The sequence below is a fragment of the Bacillus haynesii genome (assembly GCF_014042035.1).
Classification (GTDB): Bacteria; Bacillota; Bacilli; order Bacillales; family Bacillaceae; genus Bacillus; species Bacillus haynesii.
In genome coordinates, this window is the sequence record NZ_CP059494.1 from 230,769 (window position 1) to 256,856 (window position 26,088).

Annotated in this window: 26 protein-coding genes; 17 read left to right on the top strand and 9 right to left on the bottom strand. The window is 46.2% G+C overall.

Annotation, left to right across the window (positions count from 1 at the left end; translation table 11 throughout):
• The first annotated feature begins 22 nt into the window (after window positions 1-22).
• Window positions 23-979: an ABC transporter substrate-binding protein gene (locus H2R00_RS01125; RefSeq protein ID WP_182070305.1), complete on the top strand. Its 957-nt coding sequence runs from the start codon at window positions 23-25 to the stop codon at window positions 977-979.
• A gap of 41 nt (window positions 980-1,020) precedes the next feature.
• Here H2R00_RS01125 and H2R00_RS01130 read toward each other — a convergent pair whose 3' ends face one another.
• Window positions 1,021-1,965, bottom strand: a complete 945-nt coding sequence (locus tag H2R00_RS01130) for a cupin domain-containing protein (RefSeq protein ID WP_182070306.1) — start codon at window positions 1,963-1,965, stop codon at window positions 1,021-1,023.
• Between the two features lie 105 nt (window positions 1,966-2,070).
• Here H2R00_RS01130 and H2R00_RS01135 point away from each other — a divergent pair, with 105 nt between their 5' ends.
• Complete coding sequence (locus tag H2R00_RS01135) at window positions 2,071-2,898, top strand: uroporphyrinogen-III synthase (protein ID WP_182070307.1); 828 nt, start codon at window positions 2,071-2,073, stop codon at window positions 2,896-2,898.
• Window positions 2,899-3,211: 313 nt separating this feature from the next.
• Here H2R00_RS01135 and H2R00_RS01140 read toward each other — a convergent pair whose 3' ends face one another.
• On the bottom strand, window positions 3,212-3,877 hold the full coding sequence (locus H2R00_RS01140) for a peptidase E (RefSeq protein WP_182070308.1): 666 nt from the start codon (window positions 3,875-3,877) through the stop codon (window positions 3,212-3,214).
• Between the two features lie 19 nt (window positions 3,878-3,896).
• Window positions 3,897-4,274, bottom strand: coding sequence for a winged helix-turn-helix transcriptional regulator (locus H2R00_RS01145; RefSeq protein ID WP_154999511.1), 378 nt, complete (start codon window positions 4,272-4,274; stop codon window positions 3,897-3,899).
• 156 nt (window positions 4,275-4,430) lie between these two features.
• On the opposite strand from H2R00_RS01145, the gene H2R00_RS01150 reads away from it, so the two are divergent.
• Both H2R00_RS01150 and H2R00_RS01155 read left to right on the top strand, forming a co-directional pair.
• Window positions 4,431-5,651, top strand: a complete 1,221-nt coding sequence (locus H2R00_RS01150; protein WP_154999512.1) for an MFS transporter — start codon at window positions 4,431-4,433, stop codon at window positions 5,649-5,651.
• A gap of 30 nt (window positions 5,652-5,681) precedes the next feature.
• Window positions 5,682-6,530, top strand: a complete 849-nt coding sequence (locus H2R00_RS01155; RefSeq protein ID WP_154999513.1) for an aldo/keto reductase — start codon at window positions 5,682-5,684, stop codon at window positions 6,528-6,530.
• Between the two features lie 33 nt (window positions 6,531-6,563).
• On the opposite strand, the gene H2R00_RS01160 is transcribed toward H2R00_RS01155, so the two are convergent.
• Window positions 6,564-7,091 (bottom strand): methylated-DNA--[protein]-cysteine S-methyltransferase, encoded by a 528-nt coding sequence (locus H2R00_RS01160; RefSeq protein WP_154999514.1) that lies wholly within the window; start codon window positions 7,089-7,091, stop codon window positions 6,564-6,566.
• Between the two features lie 4 nt (window positions 7,092-7,095).
• Window positions 7,096-7,656 carry a bifunctional transcriptional activator/DNA repair enzyme AdaA gene (locus H2R00_RS01165; RefSeq protein WP_154999515.1) on the bottom strand — a complete coding sequence of 187 codons (561 nt, stop codon included), beginning with the start codon at window positions 7,654-7,656 and terminating at the stop codon, window positions 7,096-7,098.
• A gap of 61 nt (window positions 7,657-7,717) precedes the next feature.
• Between H2R00_RS01165 and H2R00_RS21340 the strand changes: the two genes are divergently transcribed.
• Together H2R00_RS21340 and catA are read left to right on the top strand one after the other, a co-directional pair.
• The gene (locus H2R00_RS21340; RefSeq protein ID WP_261763667.1) at window positions 7,718-7,840 is read left to right on the top strand and encodes a hypothetical protein; all 123 of its coding nucleotides are present in this window, start codon (window positions 7,718-7,720) and stop codon (window positions 7,838-7,840) included.
• 30 nt (window positions 7,841-7,870) lie between these two features.
• Entirely contained in the window at window positions 7,871-8,521 is a 651-nt protein-coding gene (gene catA / locus H2R00_RS01170) for a type A chloramphenicol O-acetyltransferase (RefSeq protein WP_154999516.1), read from the top strand.
• An 82-nt stretch (window positions 8,522-8,603) separates the two neighbouring features.
• On the opposite strand, the gene H2R00_RS01175 is transcribed toward catA, so the two are convergent.
• Window positions 8,604-8,861 carry a YrhK family protein gene (locus tag H2R00_RS01175; RefSeq protein ID WP_154999517.1) on the bottom strand — a complete coding sequence of 86 codons (258 nt, stop codon included), beginning with the start codon at window positions 8,859-8,861 and terminating at the stop codon, window positions 8,604-8,606.
• A gap of 123 nt (window positions 8,862-8,984) precedes the next feature.
• Here H2R00_RS01175 and H2R00_RS01180 point away from each other — a divergent pair, with 123 nt between their 5' ends.
• The 7 genes from H2R00_RS01180 to H2R00_RS01210 all read left to right on the top strand — a co-directional run bounded on the left by H2R00_RS01180 (window position 8,985) and on the right by H2R00_RS01210 (window position 17,595).
• Window positions 8,985-9,449 (top strand): YozF family protein, encoded by a 465-nt coding sequence (locus tag H2R00_RS01180; protein ID WP_154999518.1) that lies wholly within the window; start codon window positions 8,985-8,987, stop codon window positions 9,447-9,449.
• 395 nt (window positions 9,450-9,844) lie between these two features.
• Window positions 9,845-12,631, top strand: a complete 2,787-nt coding sequence (locus H2R00_RS01185) for a sigma-54-dependent transcriptional regulator (protein WP_182070309.1) — start codon at window positions 9,845-9,847, stop codon at window positions 12,629-12,631.
• Window positions 12,632-12,833: 202 nt separating this feature from the next.
• Entirely contained in the window at window positions 12,834-13,271 is a 438-nt protein-coding gene (locus H2R00_RS01190) for a mannose/fructose/sorbose PTS transporter subunit IIA (protein ID WP_020452356.1), read from the top strand.
• The gene (locus H2R00_RS01195) at window positions 13,271-13,762 is read left to right on the top strand and encodes a PTS sugar transporter subunit IIB (RefSeq protein WP_182070310.1); all 492 of its coding nucleotides are present in this window, start codon (window positions 13,271-13,273) and stop codon (window positions 13,760-13,762) included. The genes H2R00_RS01190 and H2R00_RS01195 overlap by 1 nt, the downstream gene beginning before the upstream one ends.
• An 18-nt stretch (window positions 13,763-13,780) precedes the next feature.
• Window positions 13,781-14,584, top strand: coding sequence for a PTS mannose/fructose/sorbose transporter subunit IIC (locus H2R00_RS01200; protein ID WP_154996577.1), 804 nt, complete (start codon window positions 13,781-13,783; stop codon window positions 14,582-14,584).
• 21 nt (window positions 14,585-14,605) lie between these two features.
• On the top strand, window positions 14,606-15,433 hold the full coding sequence (locus H2R00_RS01205; RefSeq protein ID WP_154996579.1) for a PTS system mannose/fructose/sorbose family transporter subunit IID: 828 nt from the start codon (window positions 14,606-14,608) through the stop codon (window positions 15,431-15,433).
• 128 nt (window positions 15,434-15,561) lie between these two features.
• Entirely contained in the window at window positions 15,562-17,595 is a 2,034-nt protein-coding gene (locus tag H2R00_RS01210; RefSeq protein WP_182070311.1) for a levanase SacC, read from the top strand.
• A gap of 37 nt (window positions 17,596-17,632) precedes the next feature.
• Here H2R00_RS01210 and H2R00_RS01215 read toward each other — a convergent pair whose 3' ends face one another.
• Together H2R00_RS01215 and H2R00_RS01220 are read right to left on the bottom strand one after the other, a co-directional pair.
• Window positions 17,633-18,427, bottom strand: a complete 795-nt coding sequence (locus H2R00_RS01215) for an SDR family NAD(P)-dependent oxidoreductase (RefSeq protein ID WP_182071000.1) — start codon at window positions 18,425-18,427, stop codon at window positions 17,633-17,635.
• Between the two features lie 233 nt (window positions 18,428-18,660).
• The gene (locus H2R00_RS01220; RefSeq protein ID WP_154996583.1) at window positions 18,661-19,041 is read right to left on the bottom strand and encodes a YndA family protein; all 381 of its coding nucleotides are present in this window, start codon (window positions 19,039-19,041) and stop codon (window positions 18,661-18,663) included.
• Between the two features lie 320 nt (window positions 19,042-19,361).
• Here H2R00_RS01220 and H2R00_RS01225 point away from each other — a divergent pair, with 320 nt between their 5' ends.
• From H2R00_RS01225 to H2R00_RS01240, 4 genes are all read left to right on the top strand, one after another.
• Window positions 19,362-20,249 (top strand): sulfite exporter TauE/SafE family protein, encoded by an 888-nt coding sequence (locus tag H2R00_RS01225; protein ID WP_154994510.1) that lies wholly within the window; start codon window positions 19,362-19,364, stop codon window positions 20,247-20,249.
• 417 nt (window positions 20,250-20,666) lie between these two features.
• The gene (locus tag H2R00_RS01230; protein ID WP_182070312.1) at window positions 20,667-21,902 is read left to right on the top strand and encodes a cytochrome P450 family protein; all 1,236 of its coding nucleotides are present in this window, start codon (window positions 20,667-20,669) and stop codon (window positions 21,900-21,902) included.
• A 398-nt stretch (window positions 21,903-22,300) separates the two neighbouring features.
• Window positions 22,301-23,128 carry an alpha/beta hydrolase gene (locus tag H2R00_RS01235; RefSeq protein ID WP_154994505.1) on the top strand — a complete coding sequence of 276 codons (828 nt, stop codon included), beginning with the start codon at window positions 22,301-22,303 and terminating at the stop codon, window positions 23,126-23,128.
• A 258-nt stretch (window positions 23,129-23,386) separates the two neighbouring features.
• Complete coding sequence (locus H2R00_RS01240) at window positions 23,387-25,171, top strand: phosphatase PAP2 family protein (RefSeq protein WP_182071001.1); 1,785 nt, start codon at window positions 23,387-23,389, stop codon at window positions 25,169-25,171.
• Between the two features lie 115 nt (window positions 25,172-25,286).
• Here H2R00_RS01240 and H2R00_RS01245 read toward each other — a convergent pair whose 3' ends face one another.
• Window positions 25,287-26,081, bottom strand: a complete 795-nt coding sequence (locus H2R00_RS01245; RefSeq protein WP_154994501.1) for an SDR family NAD(P)-dependent oxidoreductase — start codon at window positions 26,079-26,081, stop codon at window positions 25,287-25,289.
• Window positions 26,082-26,088: the final 7 nt, after the last annotated feature.

A 26,088-nucleotide genomic window follows, 5' to 3' on the forward strand; every position in this document is an offset into this window, starting at 1 on the left:
ATTATCAATTGGAGGGTTGAACATGACGAAAAAGCAGTATTCTTATATATTGATCGTTTTACTCGCAGTCTCTGTTTTTCTTTCAGGCTGTCAAAGCGGTCATCAACAGTCGGCATCAAAGAATGGCGAAGAGAAAGCAAGAGTGGTGAAAACAATCAATGGAAATGTCACTGTACCGGCCAATCCGAAGCGCGTCGTTACGATAGGCTATGCAGGAACCATGCTAGCATTCGGGATCAAGCCGCTTGGAGAAACAGGAAAATATCTTGAAAGTCCATATATTAAAGATCATGTTTCAGAAATAAAGAATATCGGGGGAAAAGACGGTATTTCAGTATCTGTGGAAAAAATTCTTGAGCTCAAACCCGATTTGATCGTATCGATGACGAACGATTCAAAAGAATATGAAAAACTGTCAAAAATCGCTCCCACTGTCGTCTATCCGTTCGGCACGTTTAAAGATGCACGCGATGAAATGAAAACGTTTGGCAAGCTGCTCGGCAAGGAAAAGGAGGCCCGGGAGTGGACGAAAACGTTTAATCAAAAAATGAAAGCCGCCCGCGCAAAAATCAAAGATGCATCTGTACAAGGTGAAACGTTCTCTTTAATCGGCGCATATGCAAAATCTTTGTATGTCTACGGGGCATACGGGTATCGAGGCGGAGAAGCGATCTATACGCAGCTTGGACTGACGCCGCCTGAATCTGTTAAAAAGGATGCCATTGATACAGCTGACCGATATAAAGCCATATCTTTCGAGGTCCTGCCGAAATATGCCGGAGACTACATATTTGTCGATGAATCATACAACGGAAAGCTAGATCAGGACAATCCGGTTTGGACATCGCTTGACGCGGTGAAAAAAGGCAAGGTCTTTTTCCTCGATCCGGACAGATTCTGGCCGTATGATCCAAACGCTGTTCAGGCACAGGCCGAAGAAATCGCCGACATGATTTCCAAAAAAGCGAAAAATAAATAGAAAAGCGGGGAGCCGAAAAGATAATCCGGCTTCCCGCTTTTTCATTTTTCATAATGCTGAAATTGAATATCCAGTGTCCGGAGGTACGTTTGCAAGCCCGCATCTTGGATGGGGATAATATAGGCCGCTTCACCTGACTCATTATGGTGGGAATGCCATAATCCCGGCGGTGTAATGAAGGCTTTTCCGGTTACCCAGTCAATTCGTTTCGGATCGATGATTTCCTTTGTGGCCGGATCGATTTTGCTTCCGACTAATGTGTACGTGCCGGGTGCGGCATAGGCGACAAAATCGAGAGCCACCGACTTGTGGCTGTGAGGCGCTTGATTGGAGCCGGGAGGCACGATGCCGAACATCGCCCACAATACATGGGTGATCGTCAACGTTTGATCGAATATATCATTGTTTAAGAGTATGGAAATGCGGTTTCGAAAACGGGCGTCAGGAGCGGCGGCCGCTTCAGCTAATTTTGCTTTTGCCTGTTCAGCGGTGTAGAGGGTTGGTTGAAAACGGGATTCCGACGGTTTTACGCCTAAATAATGCAGGAGAGGTGAATCGGTGATGTAATAAATGGCTGCATCTTCTGCTGCGGTATGCCGGCTGCTTGAACCGGCAGGCAAAGTCAAAAAATCGCCTTTCTGCCAGTGAATCGTATCTTCGCCCGTTTCGGTTTTCCCTGCGCCGCTGACAATGTAATATAGTTCGCTTGTCGCACGGGGGGCAGTGTGAATCGTGTCACCTGAACGAATCTTGATAAAGTGGGCGAGAAGGGAAGGGCTTGAAGCGGGATAATCCGTCTTCAGTTCTTCTGAGATGTCCAGCGGGATGATCCGCGTTTCACCAGTCTCATACAATTCAGGCCCGAACTCTTTCACAGGAACCGGGCTGATTATTCCGCTTCCAATCGGGTCAGAGGCAGTGGTATACTCGAAAAAACGGGCATGTTTCGTCAAATGCTCGGCTCGGGTTTCAAATTGAGAATGCATTGAAAAAACCTCCTGTTATTTTTTGATAATTCAATCATATCTCATTTGGAAGATGTTAGTAAACCCTACATTGACTCAAAACAGATACGGGAAAGAGGGATTGCATTGGGAAAAGGATTGAACGGCAGAAGAATTGCCATCGGAGGATCGCGAAAAACGGATGAAATGAGCACATTGATCAAAAAGCAAGGCGGGGTTCCCGTCGTTCGCTCCCTTCAGGGTACTGTGTTTTTGGCCGAAAAAGAAGTAGGCCCTGATTTGCGTGCCTTTGCTGAAACGGGAGCCGACTGGGTGATTTTTACGACCGGAATCGGGACGGAAACGCTTGCCAACCTAGCTGAGAAGCTAGGAATCGGCGAGATCTATTTACAAGCGATCCGCGGGGCGAAAGCGGCATCGAGAGGCTACAAAACAATCGCCGCTTTAAAAAAACTCGGCATTACGCCCGTTGCGGCCGATGAAGACGGCACGACCAAGGGACTGATCGACTCGCTCCAATCCCACGATTTTTCCGGCAAACGGGTGATGGTCCAGCTCCACGGCGAAAACGCTCCGTCACTGCTTCAGTTTTTGGAAGAGAAAGGTGCAGCCGTTGTTCCGCTTCTGCCTTATCGGCATGTTGCCCCAGACCGGGAAACCGTCGCTTTATTATGCAGCGAGGTCATCAACCGTGAAGTGGATGCGGTTTGCTTTACAACGGCCGTCCAAGTCCGCTCGCTTTTTCATTTCGCGAAAGAAAACGGCTATGCGGAGAAAATTGTTCAATCGTTTCAAGACCGCGTGTTGGCGGCCGCTGTCGGAAAAGTGACGGCAGAAGCTTTAAGAGAAGAAGGGGTCGAACGCCTTCTCGCTCCCGGCCTCGAACGGATGGGAGCGATGATTGTGGAGTTAACGCGGTTTTATGAAACTGAAGAGGAAATCAAAACACAGTAAGTGTGAAAGAAATCAGCAGATTGGGGTGTGAGAGTCTCCTTGGGAGGCGTTGTCATGTTTTTTAAAGATGCAGACCCAAAGGGAAAAAAAGCCGCAGACGCAGCTTGCCGTGCGGGCTTTCATTTTCTGGGCCGTGATACTTTTTGTGAATACGACTTTTGAATATTTTGTTCGTGAGCCGTTGATTTCAAATTTTTCTTTTTTGCTGGGTTTAGGCTTAGCCGTGTTTTTTCTGACGGAACGCCTGGTCAAATGGCTTGCAGTCGCAAAAACAAGAAAAACGCTTCGCTGATGAGCCGGAGCGTTTTTTGCTTTATAAAACAAATTGATCTGATACGAATAACGCGCCGTCTTCTTTAAAAATGCAGGCTGGCTTTGTTCCGATGACCCGGATGTCTGAAGTGCTTGCGGCGATTCCCGTTTCTTCTGGCAAGGCGATGACGGGAGTGCCAAAAGCATTCCTATACCTTTTAATCAGCGGGTCATGTTCAACTTTGTAGTGGCACCAAACCGCATAGTCTCCAAGGAGTTTTAAGCCGTTAAAATCGCGCAATCCGCAAGTATTGCGGTCCATATAAGAGCAAGTCATAATGTTCTTTCCGAGAATGACGGCGCCGGCGCTACCGCCGTAAATGGTGCCGCCGCTTTCGGCATAGCGCTTTAAAACCTCGATAAAATGTGATTCAATGAATTGTTTGAGCAGACGAAACGTATTTCCTCCGCCGATATATACGGCAGAAAACGCGTCTAAATCGTGTACGCTTTTGCCTTTGACATCCGTCCACATCACGATGTTTTTAACACCGAGCGGGTGAAAGAGCCGGCTGATCCAATCGAAGCCGTCATCATACCTGTCAGCGTCCATGGCAATCGGAATATACAATAAAGGCTTATAAGGGCAGAGACTCCCGGCAAAATGCCGATCCAGCCGTTCGGTTTGATGGGCATCCCCGCCTCCGGAAAGAAACCATTTTCCCATCCTGACCTCCGTCGATTTGTTATGTTTCCTTTAATTGTTCATTCAGCACGCTGTCTTCCAAAACAGCAAATTTGTCTCCATACACTTTCGTAATATGTTTTTCGCCCCAGGAGCACAGCGAATCCAAAATGTCTTTAAGCGTCCATCCGTATTCGCTGAGTTCGTATTCGACCTTCGGCGGCACCTGCTGGTATACGATCCGGTTGATGACGCCGTCCTCTTCCAGTTCGCGCAGCTGCTGGGTCAGCATTTTCTGTGTAATGTTCGGCATCAGCCGCTTCAACTCACTCGTGCGTTTTTTGCCGTGCGTCAAATGGCACAAAATCACACACTTCCATTTCCCTCCGATCACTTCAAGTGTAGCTTCGACAGATATATTATACTTTTTCTGCTTCATGTTCTCCTCCAAACCATAGGTACCGAAAAGTACCTATCCTACTTTTTGGTTCCTATCACACTTAAAAGTGCGTACTTTTTTTTACAGATGATATGTACCATAATATCATTTGCCGGCAGTCATTTGCTATACATTAAAAACGAAAGGAGAAAAAGAATGACTTCTGTTCATGATAAAAAACGCAGTATATTAGCGCTTTTAGCTTTGGCGGCCAGCGCATTTGCCATCGGGACAACCGAATTCATCAGCGTCGGGCTTCTGCCTTTAATTGCTGATGACATGAACATTTCAGTGACGACCGCAGGGCTGACCGTATCGTTATACGCTTTGGGCGTGACAGTCGGCGCACCCGTTTTGACTTCTGCCACATCCAGTATGCCGAGAAAAGCGCTGTTGCTTGTGATTATGCTTATTTTTATGATCGGCAACGGGCTTGCGGCATGTGCCGGAAGCATCGGTGTTTTATTAACCGCCCGCGTGATTTCCGCGTTTTCTCATGGTGTATTTATGTCAATCGGTTCAACGATTGCGGCAAGCCTGGTCCCGGCGGATAAAAGAGCCGGAGCGATATCGATCATGTTTACCGGGCTGACGATTGCGATGATTACCGGAGTTCCCATCGGTACGTTCCTCGGTCAGCAGTTCGGCTGGCGGATTGCATTTGCGGCGATCGTCGCTGTCGGCGCACTGGCGTTTATCGCCAACAGTTTTCTTGTTCCGGCCGATTTGCCGAAAGGCGTCCGAACGTCTTTCAAGAGCCAGTTGAAGCTTGTGACCAATGGCCGTCTGCTGCTTTTATTCATCATTACGGCGCTTGGTTATGGAGGGACATTTGTTGTCTTTACGTATTTATCCCCGCTGCTTCAGCATGTGACGGGTTTTAAACAGGAAGCTGTTGCTGTCATTTTGCTTGCTTACGGCATTGCTGTTGCGCTCGGAAATATCATCGGGGGTAAAGCGGCCAACCAAAAACCGCTTACTGCATTATTCTATATGTTCATCGCCCAGGCGGCTGTGCTCCTTATCTTAACGGCGGCTGCTCCTTACCAGGCAGCGGGCTTTATCGTCATCATGCTGATGGGATTTTTAGCATTCATGAATGTCCCCGGGCTCCAGTCCTATGTGGTGATTCTGGCTGAACGGTTTGTTCCGGGGGCGGTTGATGTCGCATCAGCTGTCAACATCGCCGCTTTTAACGCCGGGATCGCGATCGGCTCTTATACAGGAGGCGCCATCACACAATCGATCGGTTTGATTCACACTCCATGGGTCGGAGCTTTGATGGTCCTCGGCGCTGTCGTACTGACGGGCTGGAGCAGGGCGCTGGAACGAAATGACCAAAAACAAAATCAAGCTTTAAAGAAAAACTGCGCATGACACATACACAAATATAAGGAGGCCAATTAGATGATGACGGCAAAAAATCTGCAAGATCGAATCACATTGAATAACGGGACGACCATGCCCTGGTTTGGACTTGGCGTATTTAAAGTAGAAGAAGGACCCGAACTGGTGCAAGCTGTAAAAACAGCAATCAAACACGGCTACCGCAGTATCGATACGGCAGCCATCTACGGAAATGAAGAGGGGGTTGGACAAGGAATTCGCGAAGGATTGAAAGAAGCCGGCATTTCAAGAGAAGACTTGTTTGTAACATCAAAGGTCTGGAATGACGATTTAGGCTATGACGAAACGATTGCAGCCTATGAAGCAAGTCTTGAAAAGCTCGGGCTTGATTACCTGGATTTATACCTGATCCATTGGCCTGTTGAAGGGCGCTACAATGCGGCGTGGAAGGCGCTTGAAACCCTTTATGAACAAGGGCGCGTCAAAGCAATCGGTGTCAGCAATTTTCACATTCACCATCTGGAAGACTTGCTGAAAGATGCCGCCGTCAAACCCGCGATCAACCAGGTTGAGTATCATCCGCGGCTGACGCAGAAAGAGCTGCAAACGTTTTGCCGTTCGCACGGCATCCAACTTCAAGCATGGTCGCCGCTGATGCAAGGCCAATTGCTCAGCCATCCGCTGCTGAAAGATATCGCGGACAAGCACGGCAAGACACCCGCCCAAATCATTTTACGCTGGGATTTGCAAAACGGAGTCATCACGATTCCAAAGTCGACAAAAGCGGAGCGGATTGCCCAAAATGCGGACATATTTGATTTTGAACTGACCATCGAGGAAATGAAGCAAATTGACGGGCTGAATGAAAACACCCGTGTCGGCCCTGATCCTGATAACTTTGACTTTTGACAAAATGGCCCCGTTCGAATTTCGAACGGGGCTTTAATTGAATTGCGCGGTTACGCCGCCGGCCTCCATCATCAGCAGTTCTTTTTTCATCTCCAATCCGCCCCGGTATCCCGTGAGCTGCCCGTTTTTGCCGATAACCCGATGGCACGGCACCACCATCAACAGCGGATTTGCGCCGATCGCCGCGCCTACGGCCCGCACAGCGTCCCGCTTTTGAATATGCCCGGCGATATCGGAATAGGAGCAGGTGCTGCCGTAAGGGATTTCGGAGAGCGCCTGCCACACGGCCAGCTGAAAAGGCGTGCCGGCAAGGTCGACAGGAAAGCTGAAATGAGTCCGCTTGCCGTTTAAATACGTCTGGAGCTGCTCGGCGTATTCTGCCAATCCATTGTCATCCCGAATGAAAACTGGCTGTGTGTACCTTTTTTCGGCCCAAGCGGCCAGCTCTTCGAAGCCTTGATTCCATGCCCCTGTAAAACAGAGCCCGCGGGCAGTCGCTGCAATGTGCATCTGCCAACCGCGGCAAGTAAGTGTACGCCAGGATACGATTTGATCGTCCATATGTTTACCTCCGTTTCATTTGCCGGTATGACGTCGGTGATTGCCCAGTTTTCTTTTTAAACAAAGCGGCAAAATAATCCGCATTCACAATGCCTACCATTGAGGCGATTTCTGCGATCGTTCGTTCTGAATGGGAAAGCAAATCGAATGCCTTATCAATCCTTTTCTGCAGGATATATTCTGCCGGCGAGACGCCTTTGACTCGTTTAAATGTCCGCTGCAGGTGAAAAGGGCTGATATGGCACTTGTCAGCCAAAGCTTGCAGAGACAGCGGATCGCGATAAGATTCCTCGATGATTCGCACCACACGCTGTGCCAGCTCTTCATCCGGCAGCAACGCCCCGGCCGGATTGCAGCGTTTGCAGGGGCGGTACCCTTCTGATAAAGCATCTTTTGCATTGAAAAAGATCTGCACATTTTCGATTTGCGGAACTCTCGATTTGCAGGAAGGGCGGCAAAATATGCCGGTTGTTTTAACCGCGTAATAAAAAAGTCCGTCATAGGCGGAATCGTTTTCCGTAATTGCCCGCCACCTTTCAGGCGTCAATCGTGATTTGCTGTTCATATCTTCACCCCGATCTATGTCAGTATAACCTAAATGACAGCCGGGGGTGGAGAGGGGGAGAATGGCACAGCAAGAAGACAAAGAAGGAGGGGCGGTTGCTTCGACCTCCGAAACGCGCTACAATTCATTTACAATACAGGATGAGGTGAGAATATTGCCGAAATCAGTGAAGCAAGCCTCCTAAAATAAAAATCTATATTTTAGGAGGTAAAACATGAATTTTCAAATAATCGAGCTTGACACATGGTATAGAAAATCTTATTTTGACCATTACATGAAGGAAGCGAAATGTTCTTTCAGCATAACGGAAAACGTCAATGTGACAAATTTGCTTGCCGTGCTCAAGAAAAAGAAGATCAAGCTGTACCCGGCTTTTATTTATATCGTATCAAGGGTCATTCATTCGCGTCCTGAGTTTAGAACAACGTTTGATGACAAAGGACAACTGGGTTATTGGGAACAAATGCATCCGTGCTATACGATCTTTCATCAGGACGACCAAACGTTTTCCGCCCTCTGGACAGAATACTCAGACGATTTCTCACAGTTTTATCGTCAATATCTTCTGGACGCCGAGCGCTTTGGAGACAAAAGAGGCCTGTGGGGTAAGCCGGACATCCCGCCCAATACGTTCTCAGTTTCTTCTATTCCATGGGTGAGCTTTACAAACTTCAATTTAAACCTTGATAACAGCGAACACTTGCTGCCGATTATTACAAACGGGAAATACTTTTCAGAAGGCAAGGAAACATTTTTGCCCGTTTCCCTGCAAGTACACCATGCAGTGTGTGACGGCTATCATGCCGGCGCTTTCATGAATGAGTTGGAACGGCTTGCCGCCGATTGTGAGGAGTGGCTTGTGTAGCAGAGGAAAGGCCGATATGATTCGGCCTTTTTTATATGCACTTCTTAGCGGGTCTCTTAACATCTCTTACTGCTGTGTGACTTTACTCATATTTGGAACGCCGGCTCTCAACAAACTTTCTGTAATGAAAATCATGAACCAAACGAATCGTCGGCCTGATTAATAGCTGAAAGCTGCCGATCACAAACATCCATATTCCCGCCGACTTCAGTTCCTCGGAGAAAAAGCAGAAGCTCCCGACAAGGAATAAAAGACCGATGAGAAAATCGTTTAATGTATGAAGAACTTTGTATCTTTTTTTGAAAAAGAGTTCGTATCGATTGCTATTGTTTTGCGACACTGCTTGATCCCTCCAGTTCTTTTTACTTTTACCCTGCCGGGAGCCGGAGCGAAACGTCGGTATACATAGGATTTATGAATAAGGAAAACATATTGGGAAATAAACCATCGAGGAGTGAAAAATATGCGGTTATTCATATGTGCATTGTGCCTGCTCGGCTTGATTGTTCCGTCATTTGAAACGAAAGCGCTGACGTTTGAACAATTGCCGGTTAAACAAGCTTCAAAACAATGGGAAGTTCAAATCGGTAAAGCTGAAGCCGGAAACGGAATGGCGAAACCGGAAAAAGGAGCGTTTCATACTTATGCTGTCGAAATCAAAAACATTGGACACGATGTAGCTTCGGCGGAAATTTTTCTCTATCGGAATGAGCCCAATTCTTCAACGAAATTTTCGCTTTGGAACATTCCTCACGAAAATGCCGTTTCTTTAGCGAAAAGCTTAAATGACGGAAGCCCTGTCAAGCACCGGAATCTGCTTATGGCAGAGAATGCGACCGAATTGGAAGTTGACATTATTTGGACGGAAAAAGGAAGTGAAGGCAGACCTTTAAAGGAATCGTTCATTTTCAAGGAAGATGAATCGTAAAGAAAAAAGGCCGTTGAACCGTCAACGGCCTTTTTTTGTTATGACTTAGGCAGCCGGCCGTTCGGCCAATATGATATCGAAGTGACCGTGAACCAGCAGTGCTCTTCACAAAACATTTACATTTAGAGAAAAATACAGGATGTTTTCACCAATATTTTTCTCAATAATGATACACTATTGACAAGCTGCTACTTTGGGAGGGGCGCTTATAATGAAGCAAAAACACCAAACTGTGTCATGAAAGCTCTCTCTAATCGATATAAAAGTAGGAGAGTCGGGTTTGTCAATCTGTAAAAGCTCTTTTTTATCCCGTGATCCGGCTTTAAAATTCTGAATCTTCAAGAAAGTTTACTGCTGCCTTGTTGCTGATTAATCGAGAACAAAGGATGATACATATGAAAAGAATAGATAAAATCTACCATCAGCTGCTGGATAATTTTCGCGAAACAAATATCAATCAGCTTTTAAAGATACAAGGGAATTCGGCTAAAGAAATCGCCGGGCAGCTGCAAATGGAGCGTTCAAATGTCAGCTTTGAATTAAACAATCTTGTACGGGCCAAAAAGGTGATCAAAATTAAAACGTTCCCCGTCCGCTACATCCCGGTGGAAATCGTTGAAAACATCCTGAACATCAAATGGAATTCAGCGTTGATGGAGGTTGAAGAACTGAAGCGGCTGGCTGACGGCCAAAAAAAGCCGGCGCGCAACATGTCCGCCGATCCCCTCGAGCTCATGATCGGGGCTAAAGGGAGCTTGAAAAAGGCAATTTCTCAGGCGAAAGCGGCTGTCTTTTATCCGCCGCACGGCTTGCACATGCTGCTGCTCGGGCCGACGGGTTCGGGGAAATCGCTGTTTGCGAACCGGATCTACCAGTTCGCCGTTTATTCTGATATATTGAAGCCCGATTCCCCGTTCATCACATTCAACTGTGCAGATTATTATAACAATCCTCAATTATTGCTCTCTCAATTGTTCGGACATAAAAAGGGGTCTTTTACAGGTGCCGGCGAAGACAAAGCGGGATTAGTCGAGCAGGCGGACGGGGGCATTCTGTTTATGGATGAAATTCATCGTCTCCCGCCGGAGGGGCAGGAAATGCTGTTTTATTTCATTGACAGCGGCACATACAACAGGCTTGGTGAAACAGAACATAAACGAACGGCAAAAGTCCTGTTTATCTGTGCAACAACAGAAAACCCGAGTTCTGCTTTGCTGAAGACTTTTTTACGGAGAATTCCAATGACCGTACATATCCCTTCGCTCGATGAACGGTCCCTTGGAGAAAGAGTGGAACTGACAACGTTTTTATTGGGGAAAGAAGCGGAGCGGATCAAAAAAAACTTAAATGTGCACATCGATGTTTATAATGCGCTGATTCATTCGGCAAAATTCGGAAATGTCGGCCAGTTGAAATCAAATGTGCAGCTCGTCTGTGCGCACGGGTTTTTAAACAACCTTGACAAAGACGAGGTTGTTGAACTGACCGTCCGGGATCTTCCCGATGAGATCAAAGAGGACTGGATGTCCAGCAGCAAAAATATCGAACGGAGCAAAATGATTTCTGAATACGTCAACATTACAACGATCATCTCTCCGATTGTGGAAGATGAAACAACGAAAATCGATGACTCATTTAACTTATATCATGTCATAGAAGAAAAAGCGAAAATCCTGAATAAAGAAGGCTTAACAAAAAAACAAATCAATCAATATATTTTAACGGATATTCATTTGCACGTCAGAAGCTTTTTTAATCAGAAAATGCTTCAAAACCACAGCTTACTCAAATTCGTTGAAGACGACGTGATTCAGATGACGAAAGAATTAAAGGAAGTCGCTGAACATGAGCTTGACTGCAAATTCGACCGTAAATTCATCTATTTTCTGAGCATGCACATCGCTGCATTTTTAAAGCGCGGAAAGCAGATAGATGTCTTAAATCCGCAGGAAACAGATGAAATCAGGGAAACCCATGTGAAGGAATACGAGGTCGCGCTGATTTTCAAAGATAAAATTCAAGCATATTTCAAAGTAACCGTTCCGGAAATCGAGGTCATCTACTTGACGATGCTGATCCAGTCGATTAAATCATGGAAAGAAAACAAAAGGACGGGCATTGTCGTGGCTGCCCATGGAAACAGCACAGCGAGCTCTATGGTTGAAGTAGCCACTGAATTGCTGGGAAGCACCCCGATTGCTGCGGTTGATATGCCTTTGACCGTTTCACCCGCGGAAATCGTCAGCTGTCTGGCGGAGAAAGTGAAGCAGGTTGATGAAGGAGAAGGCGTATTAATGCTTGTCGATATGGGATCGCTTGCTATGCTGGAAACTAGGCTTGAACAACAAACGGGCGTTAAAATAAAAACGATCAGCAATGTTACGACATCGATGGTGCTCGATGCCGTCCGCAAGGTGAATTATTTGAATTTGAATTTGCACGCCATCTACGATTCGGTTACAAAGGATTTCATCGATTTATGGGCCGATAAACCGCGGGTCTCAGGCAAAAAGAAGGCGATCGTCTCCATTTGCACGACAGGCGGCGGAACGGCGAAGAAGCTCGAAGAGATTTTAACATCAATCGTAAGCAGGACATCTGATGAACAAATCAGCATTTTGACGGTGTCATCGATCAAATTAGCAAGCCGTATAAAAGAAATTGAAAAAGCGTATGAGATCCTTGCCACGGTTGGCACGAAGAACCCTAAAATCGATGCTCCGCACGTGCCTTTAGAAGTATTGATTGAAGGCGAAGGGGAAAAAGTGATTCAGCAAGTGATCGCAAACGGCAATATCCCGATGAGCGGCGGATTATCCGGTGAAAATGTGGTGGTGAAGGAGCTTTGCGAAGACAGCCTGAAGAAGTATCTTGTCTTTTTGAATCCCTATCATATGATAGACATGCTGTTGGAGTGGCTTCAGACGGTTCAAGACGAACTGCGCATCACATTCAGCAACGCGGTGCTGATCAAAGTCATCATGCATACCGCTTTTGCTTTTGAAAGGGTGATCAAACAGAACCCGATCGCTTTTCCGGAGGAAGAAGAGATGAATGATCAGCTTGAAAAAATTCTTCACATCACAGAGAAAACATTAAAGCCTTACGAAGATAAGCTTGGACTCGCGATCAGCGAAGATGAAAAAATATTTATCGCGTCCATCTTTGCTGAAGAGTTATAGCTGTTTTCCAAGAGCGATTTTTTCAGGTAAACCTGTATTAAGTGGAATTCCATTTTAATACAGGTTTATTTTTATGCTTGAATGTGTTTCGAACTTAAAAATAATTCGTCTTGAGATGCAGTAAAAGCGCTTAATACAACTTTGTTGGCACGATACTTGCATTATGAATAAGCGAACGAAAAAAAGAAAGGAGCAATTGTACATGATTACAGTCATTATCAGCGGCCACGGAAACTTTCCCACAGCATTAAAAGAATCTTCAGGGATGATATTCGGAGAAGAAGACAGCCTGATTGCGGTGCCGTTTCTTAAAGGGGAAGGCATCCAGACACTGCAAGAAAAATATCATCAGACGCTGAAGGACATTCCGGAGGAACACGAGGTGCTTTTTTTAGTGGATATTTTCGGCGGGACGCCATATAACGCAGCGACCCCTTACATCGCGAAGGAGCGGAGATTCGATATGGCAGCCGGCGTGAACTTGCCGATTCTGTTAGAGGCATTGAGCTTGCGGGAGCATATGCCGCTCAAACAACTGCTGAACCAGTTGAAAAAAATGAGCCGGGAATGCTTTCAAATCTGCAGCGAGCAATTGGAAAAGTTCAGTCAGTCCAATCAGGGAAGAGAGGATGAATTGTAATGAAAATCGTTTTGGCAAGAATTGATGACCGCTTTATTCACGGCCAAGTATTAACAAGATGGATCAAAATCCACGCTGCTGATCGGATTATCGTTGTCTCTGATGAGGTGGCACAGGACGAAATGAGAAAAACACTGATCCTTTCTGTCGCACCTTCAAATGTAAAAGCCAGCGCCGTTTCGATTTCCAAAATGGCCAAAGCGTTTCACAGTCCGCGGTACGAAGATACGACGGCAATGCTGTTATTCGAAAATCCGGGCGACATTGTTTCCTTAATCGAAGCAGGCGTTCCGATCGAAACAGTCAATGTCGGCGGGATGCGCTTCGAGAATAACCGCAGGCAAATCACGAAATCGGTAAGCGTGACTGAAAAGGACATCAAAGCGTTTGAACAATTGCATGAATTGGGCGTGAAGCTGGAATTGAGGCAGCTGCCGTCAGATTCGAGCGAAGACTTTATGCAGATTTTAAGAAACGCAACAAAATCCTAGAAGGAGGGTGCTAAAGGCATGTCAACGATTCAAATTATTTTGCTGCTCGTCATTGCAGCTATAACAGGTATCGGTAGTGTATTGGACGAAGGGCAGACACACCGTCCGCTGATTGCCTGCACTTTGGTCGGCCTTGTTCTCGGGGATCTGAAAACAGGCATCATTCTCGGCGGAACGCTGGAGCTGATGGCGCTTGGCTGGATGAATGTCGGTCTTGCAATGGCCCCCGATACGGCCATCGCTTCCGTGATTTCGACCATTTTAGTGATTACCGCCGATCAGGGAATCGGCGAAGGGATCGCTGTCGCGGTGGCCCTGGCTGCTGCGGGTCAGGCGCTGACAATTTTCGTCCGGACGATCACCGTATTTTTAATTCATCGCGCCGACAAATACGCAAAGGATGGCAATTTTAAAGGAATTGAAATCATGCATATAACCGCCATGGCGTTTCAGGCGCTGCGCGTTATGATTCCGACATTGATTGTGGCTCTGATCAGTGTCAGCGCTGTTCAGGCGTTTTTGGGAAATATTCCGGAAGTCATCACAAAAGGTTTGCAAATAGGCGGAGGCATTATCGTTGTTGTCGGGTATGCGATGGTCATCAATATGATGAATATTCCGTATTTGAAGCCGTTTTTCTATATCGGTTTTTTGCTGGCCGCGTTTACCGATTTCAATTTAGTCGGGTTCGGTGCCCTCGGGCTCTGTCTGGCACTTTTATATCAGCAAGTGATGCAAAAAAATCATGCGCAAGGGGCGGTTGCTGCCGCCAGTGACAGCAGCATGGCCGCTTATGATGATGACGATGATCTGGATGCTTAACAATTAAGGAGGGACGACATAATGGGCACAGAAAAAAGATTAACGAAAAGAGAGATTTTCAGTATGTTTATCCGCTCAAACTTTTTGCTCGGATCCTTTAACTTTGAGCGTGTACAGGCGCTCGGCTATTGCTACGTCATGATTCCGGCGATCAAAAAACTGTACGGTCCGGGAGCGAAACGGAGCGAAGCGCTCCAGCGCCACCTGGAATGGTTTAATACGCATCCGTGGCTGACAGCGCCGATATTTGGCGTGACCGCTGCGATGGAAGAAGAAATGGCCAATAATAAAAGGATTGATGCCAAAGCGATTAATGGAATGAAAATCGGCTTAATGGGCCCGTTGGCAGGTGTGGGAGACCCGATTTTCTGGGGGACGTTGCGCCCGGTTCTGGCAGCCTTGGGAGCGTCACTTGCTTTAAGCGGAAACATCGCCGGCCCGCTTTTGTTTTTCTTTTTAATCAACGCCGTCAGATTAAGTACAAAATACTACGGGTTAAAGTACGGCTATGTGAAAGGCATGGAAATTTTGCAGGACTTGGTCGGGAACCGCATTCAAAAACTGACGGAAGGCGCTTCAATACTCGGGCTGTTTGTGATGGGAGCGCTCGTGTCCAAATGGACGACGATCAATATCCCGATCGTCGTGTCGAGAATTAAGGATGATGCAGGCAAAGTCGATGTGCAGACCGTGCAAAACATTTTAGACAGCATCATGCCGGGTGTCCTGCCTTTAGGATTGACATTGCTCGCTGCCTGGATGCTTCGCAAAGGGGTGAATCCTCTGCTCATGATTTTCGGTATTTTTATCATCGGGATTGTCGGCTATTGGGCAGGGTTTTTGGCATAAATGTCTTGGGGGTTCTTTTCTTAGCTTTTGGAGAGGCAGGTCCATTCGGCCGCAAAAAGGGGGCGGCTGTTTGGACTTCCTGCCTTAACCGTCACTAAAAACCGTGTGAAGAAGAGGGGAGAAAAGGGATGAAAAAGAGATTGATTCAGATGGGGATCATAGGGGCTATGATGTTTCCGGAAGCCTTTTCCGCAGCTGCGGCCGATCCGGACTACTATAATGAGGATCATCGGCCCAAGTATCATTTCACGCCAGAAGCAAACTGGATGAATGACCCGAACGGGATGGTGTATTACGCGGGGGAATATCATCTGTTTTATCAATATCATCCGTATGGTTTGCGCTGGGGGCCAATGCATTGGGGGCATGCAGTAAGCAAAGATTTAGTCAAGTGGGAGCATTTGCCGGTCGCACTGTATCCGGATGAAAAAGGGACGATTTTTTCGGGCAGTGCTGTCGTCGATCGGCACAATACAACAGGGTTTCAAACAGGGGCAGAAAAGCCGCTCGTTGCTATTTATACGCAGGACCGGGACGGGGAACAAGTGCAAAGCATCGCCTACAGCAATGACAAAGGCAGGACTTGGACGAAGTACTCAGGCAACCCTGTCATTCCAAATCCGGGAAAAAGAGATTTTCGCGATCCGAAAGTCATTTGGCATGAACAGACGAAAAAGTGGGTGATGATGCTTGCAGGCGGCGACCGAATTCTGATCTATACATCGCCTGACTTGAAGCAGTGGACATATGCGAGCGAATTCGGTGAAGGAGAGGGCAGCCATGGAGGCGTGTGGGAATGTCCGGATCTGTTTGAGCTTCCTGTAGAAGGCAGACCGAATGAGACGAAATGGGTGATGCAAGTCAGTGTTGGAGACGGTGCTGTCTCAGGAGGATCAGGCATGCAATATTTTGTCGGAAGCTTTGACGGAACAACCTTTAAAAATGAAAACCCGCCGAATCGCGTATTATGGACAGATTACGGGAAAGACTTCTACGCAGCTGTCAGCTGGTCTGATATCCCGCAGGCAGACGGACGAAGGCTTTGGTTAGGGTGGATGAGCAATTGGCAATACGCAAACGATGTTCCTACTTCTCCGTGGAGAAGCGCAATGTCTATCCCAAGAGAACTAAAATTGAAAGCGTTTTCTGAAGGGCTTAGAATTGTTCAGGCTCCGGTAGCGGAGCTGCAGTCGATTCGGGGTGCATCGCAAACGTGGAAAAACAAGATCATTTCGGCTCGAAACGGAAATTTTTTGAAAGCACTGTCAAGCGATGCCTACGAAATCAATGCGGAATTTCAAGTAAACACCGGAGCTGCGGCCGAATTCGGCTTTAAAGTCCGAACAGGGGAAAACGAATATACGAAAATCGGCTACAGCAAAAACAGCGCTTCACTGTTCGTCGACCGGAGCCAATCCGGAAACGTCTCCTTTAATCCGAACTTTAACACAGGAAAGCATGAGGCCCCGCTGCAACCGGTTGGTGGGAAGGTGAAGATGCGCATTTATGTCGACCGCTCTTCGGTTGAAGTATTCGGCAACGACGGGAGGCAGGTGATCACCGACATTATTCTGCCGGATCGATCCAGCAAAGGGCTTGAAGTATATGCATCAAACGGGTTTGTCAAGCTAAATTCCATGACGGTTCATCCTCTGAAAAAAGTATGGGGAGCGTCACCCTTTCAATCGAATTTGACCGGCTGGACGACTGTAAGTGGTGTATGGGCCGATACGATTGATGGAAAACAAGGGCGCTCTGACGGGGATTCGTTCATTTTATCTTCAGCAAAAGGAACAGATTTCACATATGAAGCAGATGTCACGATAAAGGATGGAAATGGAAGAGGGGCAGGTGCTCTCGTATTTCGGGCCGATCAGAATGTTAAAAACGGATACCTTGCCAATGTGGATGCCAAGCATGACGTGGTGAAGTTTTTCAAATTTGAAAACGGCTCGGCTTCTGTTATTGCCGAACGCCGCACACCGATAGAAGCCGGCCGGAAATATCACCTGAAAACGGTGGCCCGCGGTGCCAACTTTAATATTTACCTGGATGATCAATTGGTGATTAGCGCCCGGGATTCAACGTTTACCGACGGAGCATTCGGTTTGAATGCATGGGATGCGACCGCAGTCTTCCAACATGTTTATGCCAAACGATAATCATGAGGCTGGAATGCCGGGCATTCCAGCCTTTCATTTAAAAGACGCTGCGGACCAATCCGCCGTCCGCCCGCAAGGCTGCACCATTGATCGGCGAGGAAAGCGGACTGCTTAAAAAGGTGACAAAGTGCGCGATTTCTTCCGGCCGAATCAGCCTTTGTATGATAGAGGTCGGCCGGTTTTCTTTCATAAACCGCTTTTCCGCTTCTTCGACAGTCAGGTTTTCATCCGGATAAAGGGTCTTCAGCATCGTTTCAACGCCATCGGTTAAGGTTGAACCCGGCATAACAGTATTGACGGTCACATTTGTACCCGCTGTAAGCTCTGCCAAGCTCCGGGAAATCGAGAGCTGCATCGTTTTCGTAGCGCTGTAATGCGCCATTTCCTGTGACGGCATAACCGCGGCTTCGCTCGCAATAAAAATAACCCGGCCTTCTTTTTTCTCGATCATGCTTTGCAAATAGCTCCGAGAGAGCCTTACCCCGCTCATAATATTCACTTCGAAAAAGCGGAACCAATCTTCATCCGGAATCTCGAAATATTCCGCCGGCTCAAAAATCCCTAAATTATTGACTAGAATATCAACATCCGGGAATGCCGCTAATAGGCCTTGACACCCTTTTTCAGTGCCAAGGTCATAAGGGGCCGCTTGAAAAACAGCCTTGGGAAATTGGCCTTTCAATTCGTCTATTGTTTGGTTGACCTTTTCTTGCCGGCGTCCGTTAATGATGACAGACGCACCTTCTTTCGCAAGTGAAGCGGCAATCGCTTTGCCGATTCCGGACGTCGATCCGGTCACCAACGCTGTTTTTCCTTGCAAATTCAAGTTCATCATCGATCCCTCCGTTTTCTTTTCATTATAAACAGAACAATGTCAAACAAAACATCATTCATGATTATGGAACAGAAGAACCCGAAACGGAAGTACGCACTTTTAAGTCATATAGGCACTTTTTGGTGCCTGCAGGTTTAAAGAGGTAATACGTTTGTTTGATCGCAGCGCGTCGCAATCGCATCAAAAAAGCCCGCCGTCTGTAAACGGCGGACTTACTGTTAATGGGGAATTCAATCATAACAAGTAACGGTGATGTATGTATCGTTCCCTTTAAACAGGACGAGTTCTGCTTGTTTATTTGCACCATCTGTAAAACTGCTGACATCGATCACCGGACTGTTGCTTTTCGGTCCGACGTAGATATTTTTTCTTACGATTTCGGGCGTGCTTCCCGCCCCGTCAACTTCATACAGCGTAAAAGTAAAGCCATAAAAGCTGTTGTTGTGAAAATAAAATTTCCCTCCGCCTGATTTGATGATCGGAGTTTGCGATGTCATGCCGTATGTGCCGATATTATCCCATACACCGGCACCTGCTGCAGACGCTGAAGAAAAAGGCAAAAGCAAACACGCCAAAGTGAGCAATAAGGCACCGATTTTGCTGAATTTCATGGCCTAAGCCTCCTTTTGAAGTCATTACATCGGGGATTATATCATCATTACCAATGAAATGAATGAGGCGTTACTCCCCGCCGCCTTTTCTGCAAGATGCATTTTTTGCAAGCAGTATCCATAAACTGTGCTTTCTTTAAGACAAAGGACCGGGGAAAAGGCGCTCATTATGCAGGCATATGCTCCTGGCAGAGCCTTTTATACAGGTGTCGATGAAAAATACAAAAAATTTATATTTTTTAAAATTCATACTTTACAGGTAGGTATAATGTAGATTATATTTAACAATAAAAATAAACCAATTGAAGTGGGAGGCCAACATGAAAAAGCTAATTGTGTTTGTCTTGATAGGATTATTTGCGCAGCTGATAGATGGCGCCTTAGGGATGGCGTACGGGGTGACATCGTCGTCATTGCTGCTTGCCTTCGGCATCGCACCGGCGGTTGCGTCAGCATCCGTTCACCTGGCGGAAGTCGTCACCACCGCGGCATCCGGTGTATCGCATATAAAGTTTGGAAACGTCGATAAACAAACGGTCAAACGACTCGTCATCCCGGGATCACTCGGGGCATTTCTGGGCGCTTCTTTTTTAAGCAACATTCCGGGCGAGCTTGCGAAGCCTTATATTTCAATGTTTCTGCTTGTCCTCGGCGTGTATGTGCTCATTCGATTTCTATTCATGTTTAAAATAGGAGAGCAAAAAAGCAGTATCAGCCTTTCGAGAAAAAAAGCCGTTCCCCTGGGATTAATCGCGGGTTTTGCCGACGCAACCGGAGGGGGAGGCTGGGGGCCGATTGCCACTCCAGTTTTATTATCCAAAAAAGGCGTCAGTGCGAGAAAAGTGGTGGGAACTGTTGACACAAGCGAGTTTGCCATTGCTGTTTCGGCAACGTTAGGATTTTTCATTTCTCTCGGCTGGGAAGAAGTCAATTGGCTGTGGGTTGGTGCATTGATGATTGGCGGAATCATTGCGGCTCCGATTGCCGCCTGGCTGGTGCAAAAGGTTCATGCCCGATTAATGGGCGTTCTGGTCGGCGGACTGATCATCCTCGTCAACACAAGAACGCTTGTCCATTCGTGGATCGATCAAACAGCATTATATCCGGTCATTTATATTGGAATCATTGCCGTTTGGATATCAGCTATTGTATATATTGCTGTAAAAATAAGAACAAGTGATCAAGCTGCTCAAGCATTAAATCAATAATCCTGCGACGGCTTCAGACATTATGAACGTTTTAAAAAAGATGCGGAAGTCGATAAGCAAGAGAAGGGAAGAACTTCAGGCCATCAACAAAAGAATATATTCCGATCGGACAACCGAAGGGTTCCTGTTAGACTGCCGTTCCTTGAAAAGGAACTGTTAACTAAGAGGATTTTTTATTTTCAAATTTACTTATAGCGCTGGTCTCAGCTTGTTTTCATGCCTCTTTTTACATCCCCAGTCTCATTTCTAAACAATGAATGCGGAAGGTGTTCATTAATGAACATCTCCCGCTTGATTGCCGATTGAATGTGGATTTTCCTGGAATTATAATATTTGTGAATAGCCTAATGTACTATCGTGGTTTATCATTCCGATGCAGGCTGTCATTTACAAAAAATGGAGATGGAGGTTAGATGAATGTCTTCAAAACAAGAGAAGAGCTCCGCTATATTATCTGAAAGAGAATTGTCTTCTGCAGCATTTAAAGATGAGGCGTACGAATTTTACAAACGATTACGCGCTTCCCGTCCTGTCTATCCCGCATCGATGGGGGATCTGGGCGAAGGCTGGCTTATTACGAGGTACGATGATGCGGTCGATATATTAAAGGATGCTAGAATGAAGAAAAATTACGAAAATGTGTTTACTGAAGAAGAATTAGAGAACTTCTCGGCTCTGGAAAATGAAGAACCTTTATCAAAACATATGCTCAACTCAGATCCCCCCGACCACGGACGCTTGCGGTCTCTTGTTCAGAAAGCATTTACTCCCCGGATGGTTTTACAGCTCGAGAACAGAATCCAAAAAATCGCTGATTCCTTATTGGATCAAGTAGAACCGAATCATTCTATGAATCTTGTAGACGACTTCGCTTTCCCGCTGCCGATCATTGTCATCAGCGAGATGCTTGGTATTCCGCATGAAGATCGGCAAAAATTCAGAGTTTGGTCCCATGCGATTATTGATTTTTCGGACACTCCTGAAAGCCTTGAGGAAAACAAGCATCAAATAGGCGAATTCGTTGAATACCTGGAATACTTGGTCCGCAAAAAAAGGGACGAGCCTGCAGAGGATTTAGTCAGTGCATTAATTCAGGCAGAAAGCGAAGGAACGACATTAAGCATAGAAGAGCTGTATTCGACGATTATGCTCCTTATCGTTGCAGGACATGAGACAACGGTAAACTTAATAACCAATATGACCTTTGCCTTGCTGAACAACCCTGATCAGCTGAAAAAGCTTCGTCAACATCCTGATTTAATCGGCTCAGCCATTGAAGAGGCGCTCAGATTTTACAGCCCCGTGGAATTAACCACTCTGCGCTGGGCGGCCGAACCGTTTACATTGCACGGGCAGGAGATTAAGAGAAAAGATGTGATCATCATTTCATTAGCCTCGGCCAACCGCGATGACACGGTCTTCCCGAATGCCGACCGCTTTGATATTGAAAGAAAGGATAACCGCCACCTTGCCTTTGGCCATGGCAGCCATTTTTGCCTGGGCGCACCGCTTGCCCGATTGGAAGCCAAAATCGCCATTCAGACCTTGCTGCGCCGCTTTGAACATATAGAGATCAAAGGCGAAAGGGAGGAGATCAAATGGAAAGGCAATTTTCTGATGAGAGCTTTAGAAGAACTCCCATTATGTTTTTAAATGATTGATTTGTGATCTGTCATTTCGGCGGAAGAAAAAACATGGAATGTTTCATCTTGAAAATAGAACATCAGATAATGAGATGTTCATCTATCACAAGGCTCATAAAAATCGTACTCCCCGCTATGACGGGGAGTACTCTTCACGGCTTAATCGCAGATTCGCTTTATCACGAGTGCATCCTCTCATATTTTCCCCGCAGGTTACCGCACAGCGGCAATCAAAGACTTTGCCTTTTCTTATTGATTTTAATATTTGTAAGTTTCTTGTTTCTGTTTATAATTAGAAACATATGTTAATGTTCCGCGCCTTAAAACTGCTTATCAGATGAGCATTCCCGGAATGTTACGTGAGACGTTTTAAAATATACTGGCTAAAGAAGAAAGGTGTTTTTAAACTTGAGAGGATTCATCAAATGGGCAGGATTGGCAATTCTGTGTATCGGCTTGTTCGCCTGTACATCTAACAAGAATGCCGAAAATGTTCATTATGCAAAAGACGACAGACAAACATTGGATATTTATACACCACAGACAAACGAGGGTGAAAAACATCCCGTTCTCATCTACCTTCACGGTGGAGGATGGACAAGCGGCGACAAAAGCAGAGCGGCTTCGAAACCGGCATTTTTTACAGAAAACGGCTATGTTTTCGTATCTGTCAACTATCGGCTTCATCCCGATGTTCAATATGATGAGATGGCTGATGATGCGGCTAAGGCCGTTAAATGGGTGATGGATCATGCGGATGAGTATCAAATCGATCCGTCAAAAATCAATGTCATGGGACATTCGGCAGGGGGGCACTTAGCCGGCTTAATTGCCGCAGATTCAACATATTTAAATCGTGTCGGCCTCACACCGGCCTCGCTCAATTCGATTGTTGTTTTAGATGGACCCTTGGATATGAAGCGATTCATCGAAGCGATCCCTTCTTATAAAAAAGTGTTTGGTTCCGACGAAAAGGTGTGGGCAGAAGCATCGCCGCTCTCCTACATCAACAACTCAAAATTGCCGCCTGCCTATCTCGTAACCCGCTGGGAAGATCCTGCCGTTTACAAATTTGCGGAAACCGTAAACAAAGCGAAGGCAACGGATTTTGTGTATCAAGTCAACAGCTTATCTCACAGTGATTTAAATAAGATGTTCGGCTCTCCGGATGCACCGGCAGAAGCGCAGAATCTGACGAAAGCGGTTATGGCATTTTTAGAGAAGGAAAATAAATAGACGAAACGGCCGATTTGGCCTCCTACATGCACTTTTCTGAAAGTGTATAAACAGGCCGGAATTTCAAATCCGGCCTTTCTCACACTCGGCACCCCCTCACTCATAAAACATCGATCTGCAAAATCCCAAAATATAAACAAAACATTAATAAAATCACGCCATTTGATTAACAAATTTACGATACGATCATATAGAGCTTGATGGTTGGGAAAAGCATTTTGGAGAGAAGATTAAGAGTAAGGGAGAAATGATGTGAGAATGAAACGATTAAGGGTGAGGAAGCATTTACTGATAGCTGTCTGTTCTTTGGCACTTCTTCTAAGTTCCCCGATTGTAGGCGATGCGAGCGCAGCAACTAAACCAACAACCGCAGCTTCGCCGCACTCTTCTGGATTTTTCGTAGACCATTACAAAAATAATATCTCTGCTAATACGACGGTGGAATCCAATCCTGTCATCGGGGTGCTTTCCGAATTTAATAAACTTTGGATTCCCGGAAAGACGTGGAATACTGGTACTAAACTGGACAGCAGGGTGTTGGATGCCAATATCCAAAAAGTCGTAGATATTGCTGAACGCCGCACGATGCTTGAGGCAAATGCTGCATATTTTGATGATCGGAGGAGCCAGAGCTACAGTATGATTGACGGTCTCGGCAAGCTTGCTGACGTCTATCGAATGAACGCGGGAGCGACGACAACGATCACCAGTATCCCGGCAGATGCCTTGATTAAAAAATATCATGATGAAGGAACCAATTCAGGCAGCACCAGCTCTGAACTTGGTAATGTCGTGAGTTTGGTCAATACTTTACGAGGCAACTATTCTTCATCGAATCCGGCTAAAGGCTATTTCAATTATCCCCGCCCGTTTCGCTGGAAAGACAATTCGATCATTGTTCCAACGCTTATTCCCGTCATCAATCCTGATCCGAACAAAGACGGAGGTTTTCCAAGCGGACATACGAACGCCGCATATCTCAGCGCTTTTGCCATGGCCTATGCGATACCAGAGCGTTATCAGGAGCTGCTGACTCGCGCTTCTGAACTCGGTCATAACCGGATTGTTGCAGGTATGCATTCTCCGCTGGACGTCATGGGGGGAAGGGTCATGGCAACGGCGTTGTCGGCTGCGATCCTGTCTGATCCTGACAATGAAAGATTGAAGAAAGCGGCTTATGATGAAGCCCATCGTAAATTATTAACGCAACACGGTAAAGCCGAAGACAGATACAGCGATTATGAAACGAATAAAAAACAATATACGGAACGATTGACATATGGATTTCGTCAAATGAACACAACCGCTAAACCAATGACAGTTCCAAAGGGAGCCGAAGTCCTGCTGGAAACACGTTTTCCTTACCTTGACAAAAAACAGCGCCGTTTGGTTTTAGCCACTACCGGTCTTCCGTCCGGCTATCCTGTTCTTGATGATGCAGAAGGATGGGGAAGGCTTAATCTCTTTTCCGCCGCAGATGGGTATGGTGCTTTTACCAAAAATGTTACTGTGAACTTGGATTCTGCAAAAGGCGGCTTCCATGCAACAGATCGCTGGCGCAATGACATCTCCGGCGCTGGAAAGCTGACCAAAAAGGGGACAGGCACTTTGAAGCTGGAAGGGAATAACACATATTCCGGCGGTACACGGATTGATCAAGGGACGCTTGAGGGCGGTTCGGAGACAGCTTTCGGGAGAGGTGACGTTTCTCTAGGCGGAGGCACCCTTAGGGAAGATGTGCCGGGAAAACTGGTCATCGGAGGAGACTATAAACAATCTGCTAAAGGAATACTTGAACTTCAGCTCAGCGGCAAAAAAGATCAGCTGAAAATTAAAGGCAAAGCAAAATTGAAAGGGACATTGCGTCTCAATTTTGCGGACAATTATGTACCGGCTGATGGATCGGCGATCATAACCTTCCACAAGCGTCATGGATCATTTTCTTCCGTCGAGACCAGGGGATTGCCAAGCAAGTATAAAGTGAAGCTCATCTATAAGTCCAACAGAATTCAGTTGAAAGTTGATCAAAAGGGTAGAAGCTGATCTGCAAGAGGATTCACGTCATCAAAAGTTGCAAGCTGGCGCTTATTGCCGCCAGCTTGTTATTAGTTTTGACGAAGTCACAGCCAGAATGGCTTCCTATCTGGAATGGGGGATCTTAAAAAATAGTCGGCACCATTCCCCCGTCCATACGGATCGGAGACCCTTTAAATGCGGATGCATAGGGACTGCATACAAATGCAGCCAGTCTGCCGATTTCAATTGGCTTGATAAATCGCTGTATTTCGGATTGAGGCAAGTTTGTCGTCATAAATTTCTTCTCTTTTTCTGAAAAAGTCATCCCTTCATCAGGGTACATTCCCTCAATGATTTGCTTCACATTCTCAGAGAGCGTCGGCCCAGGCATGATCGTATTGACTGTCACTTCTGTTCCGATTGTTAATTTTGATAAGCTTTTTGACAATGATAATAGCATTGATTTTGTCATACAATACTGAGGCATCTGGCCTGAAGGCATAATCGCTTCTTCACTTGCAATAAAGATGATGCGGCCAAAATCATTTTTCAGCATTTTAGACAAATAAAATTTAGTTAAACCATTTGCGGCCAGAACATTGGTGCGGAAGTATTTTTCCCATACTTCATCATCGACGTCCTCATATTGCATCATTTCATAAATGCCCATATTGTTAACTAAAATATCGATTTGAGGGTATTTTTTAAATAAAGCTTCCCTTTGCCTAATATCCACGATGTCAGCCGCGGCATTTTGAGGAGAGGTAGCCGGGAAAGCTGATTTTATTTCATTGACTGTTCGTTCTACCTCTTCATCATTTCGTCCGTTAATGAGTACATGAACGCCTTCTTTGGCAAGTTCAATAGCGATTGCTTTGCCGATCCCTTTCGTCGATCCGGTAACTAAAGCTGTTTTATTGTTCAATCCCATATCCATCAAACAT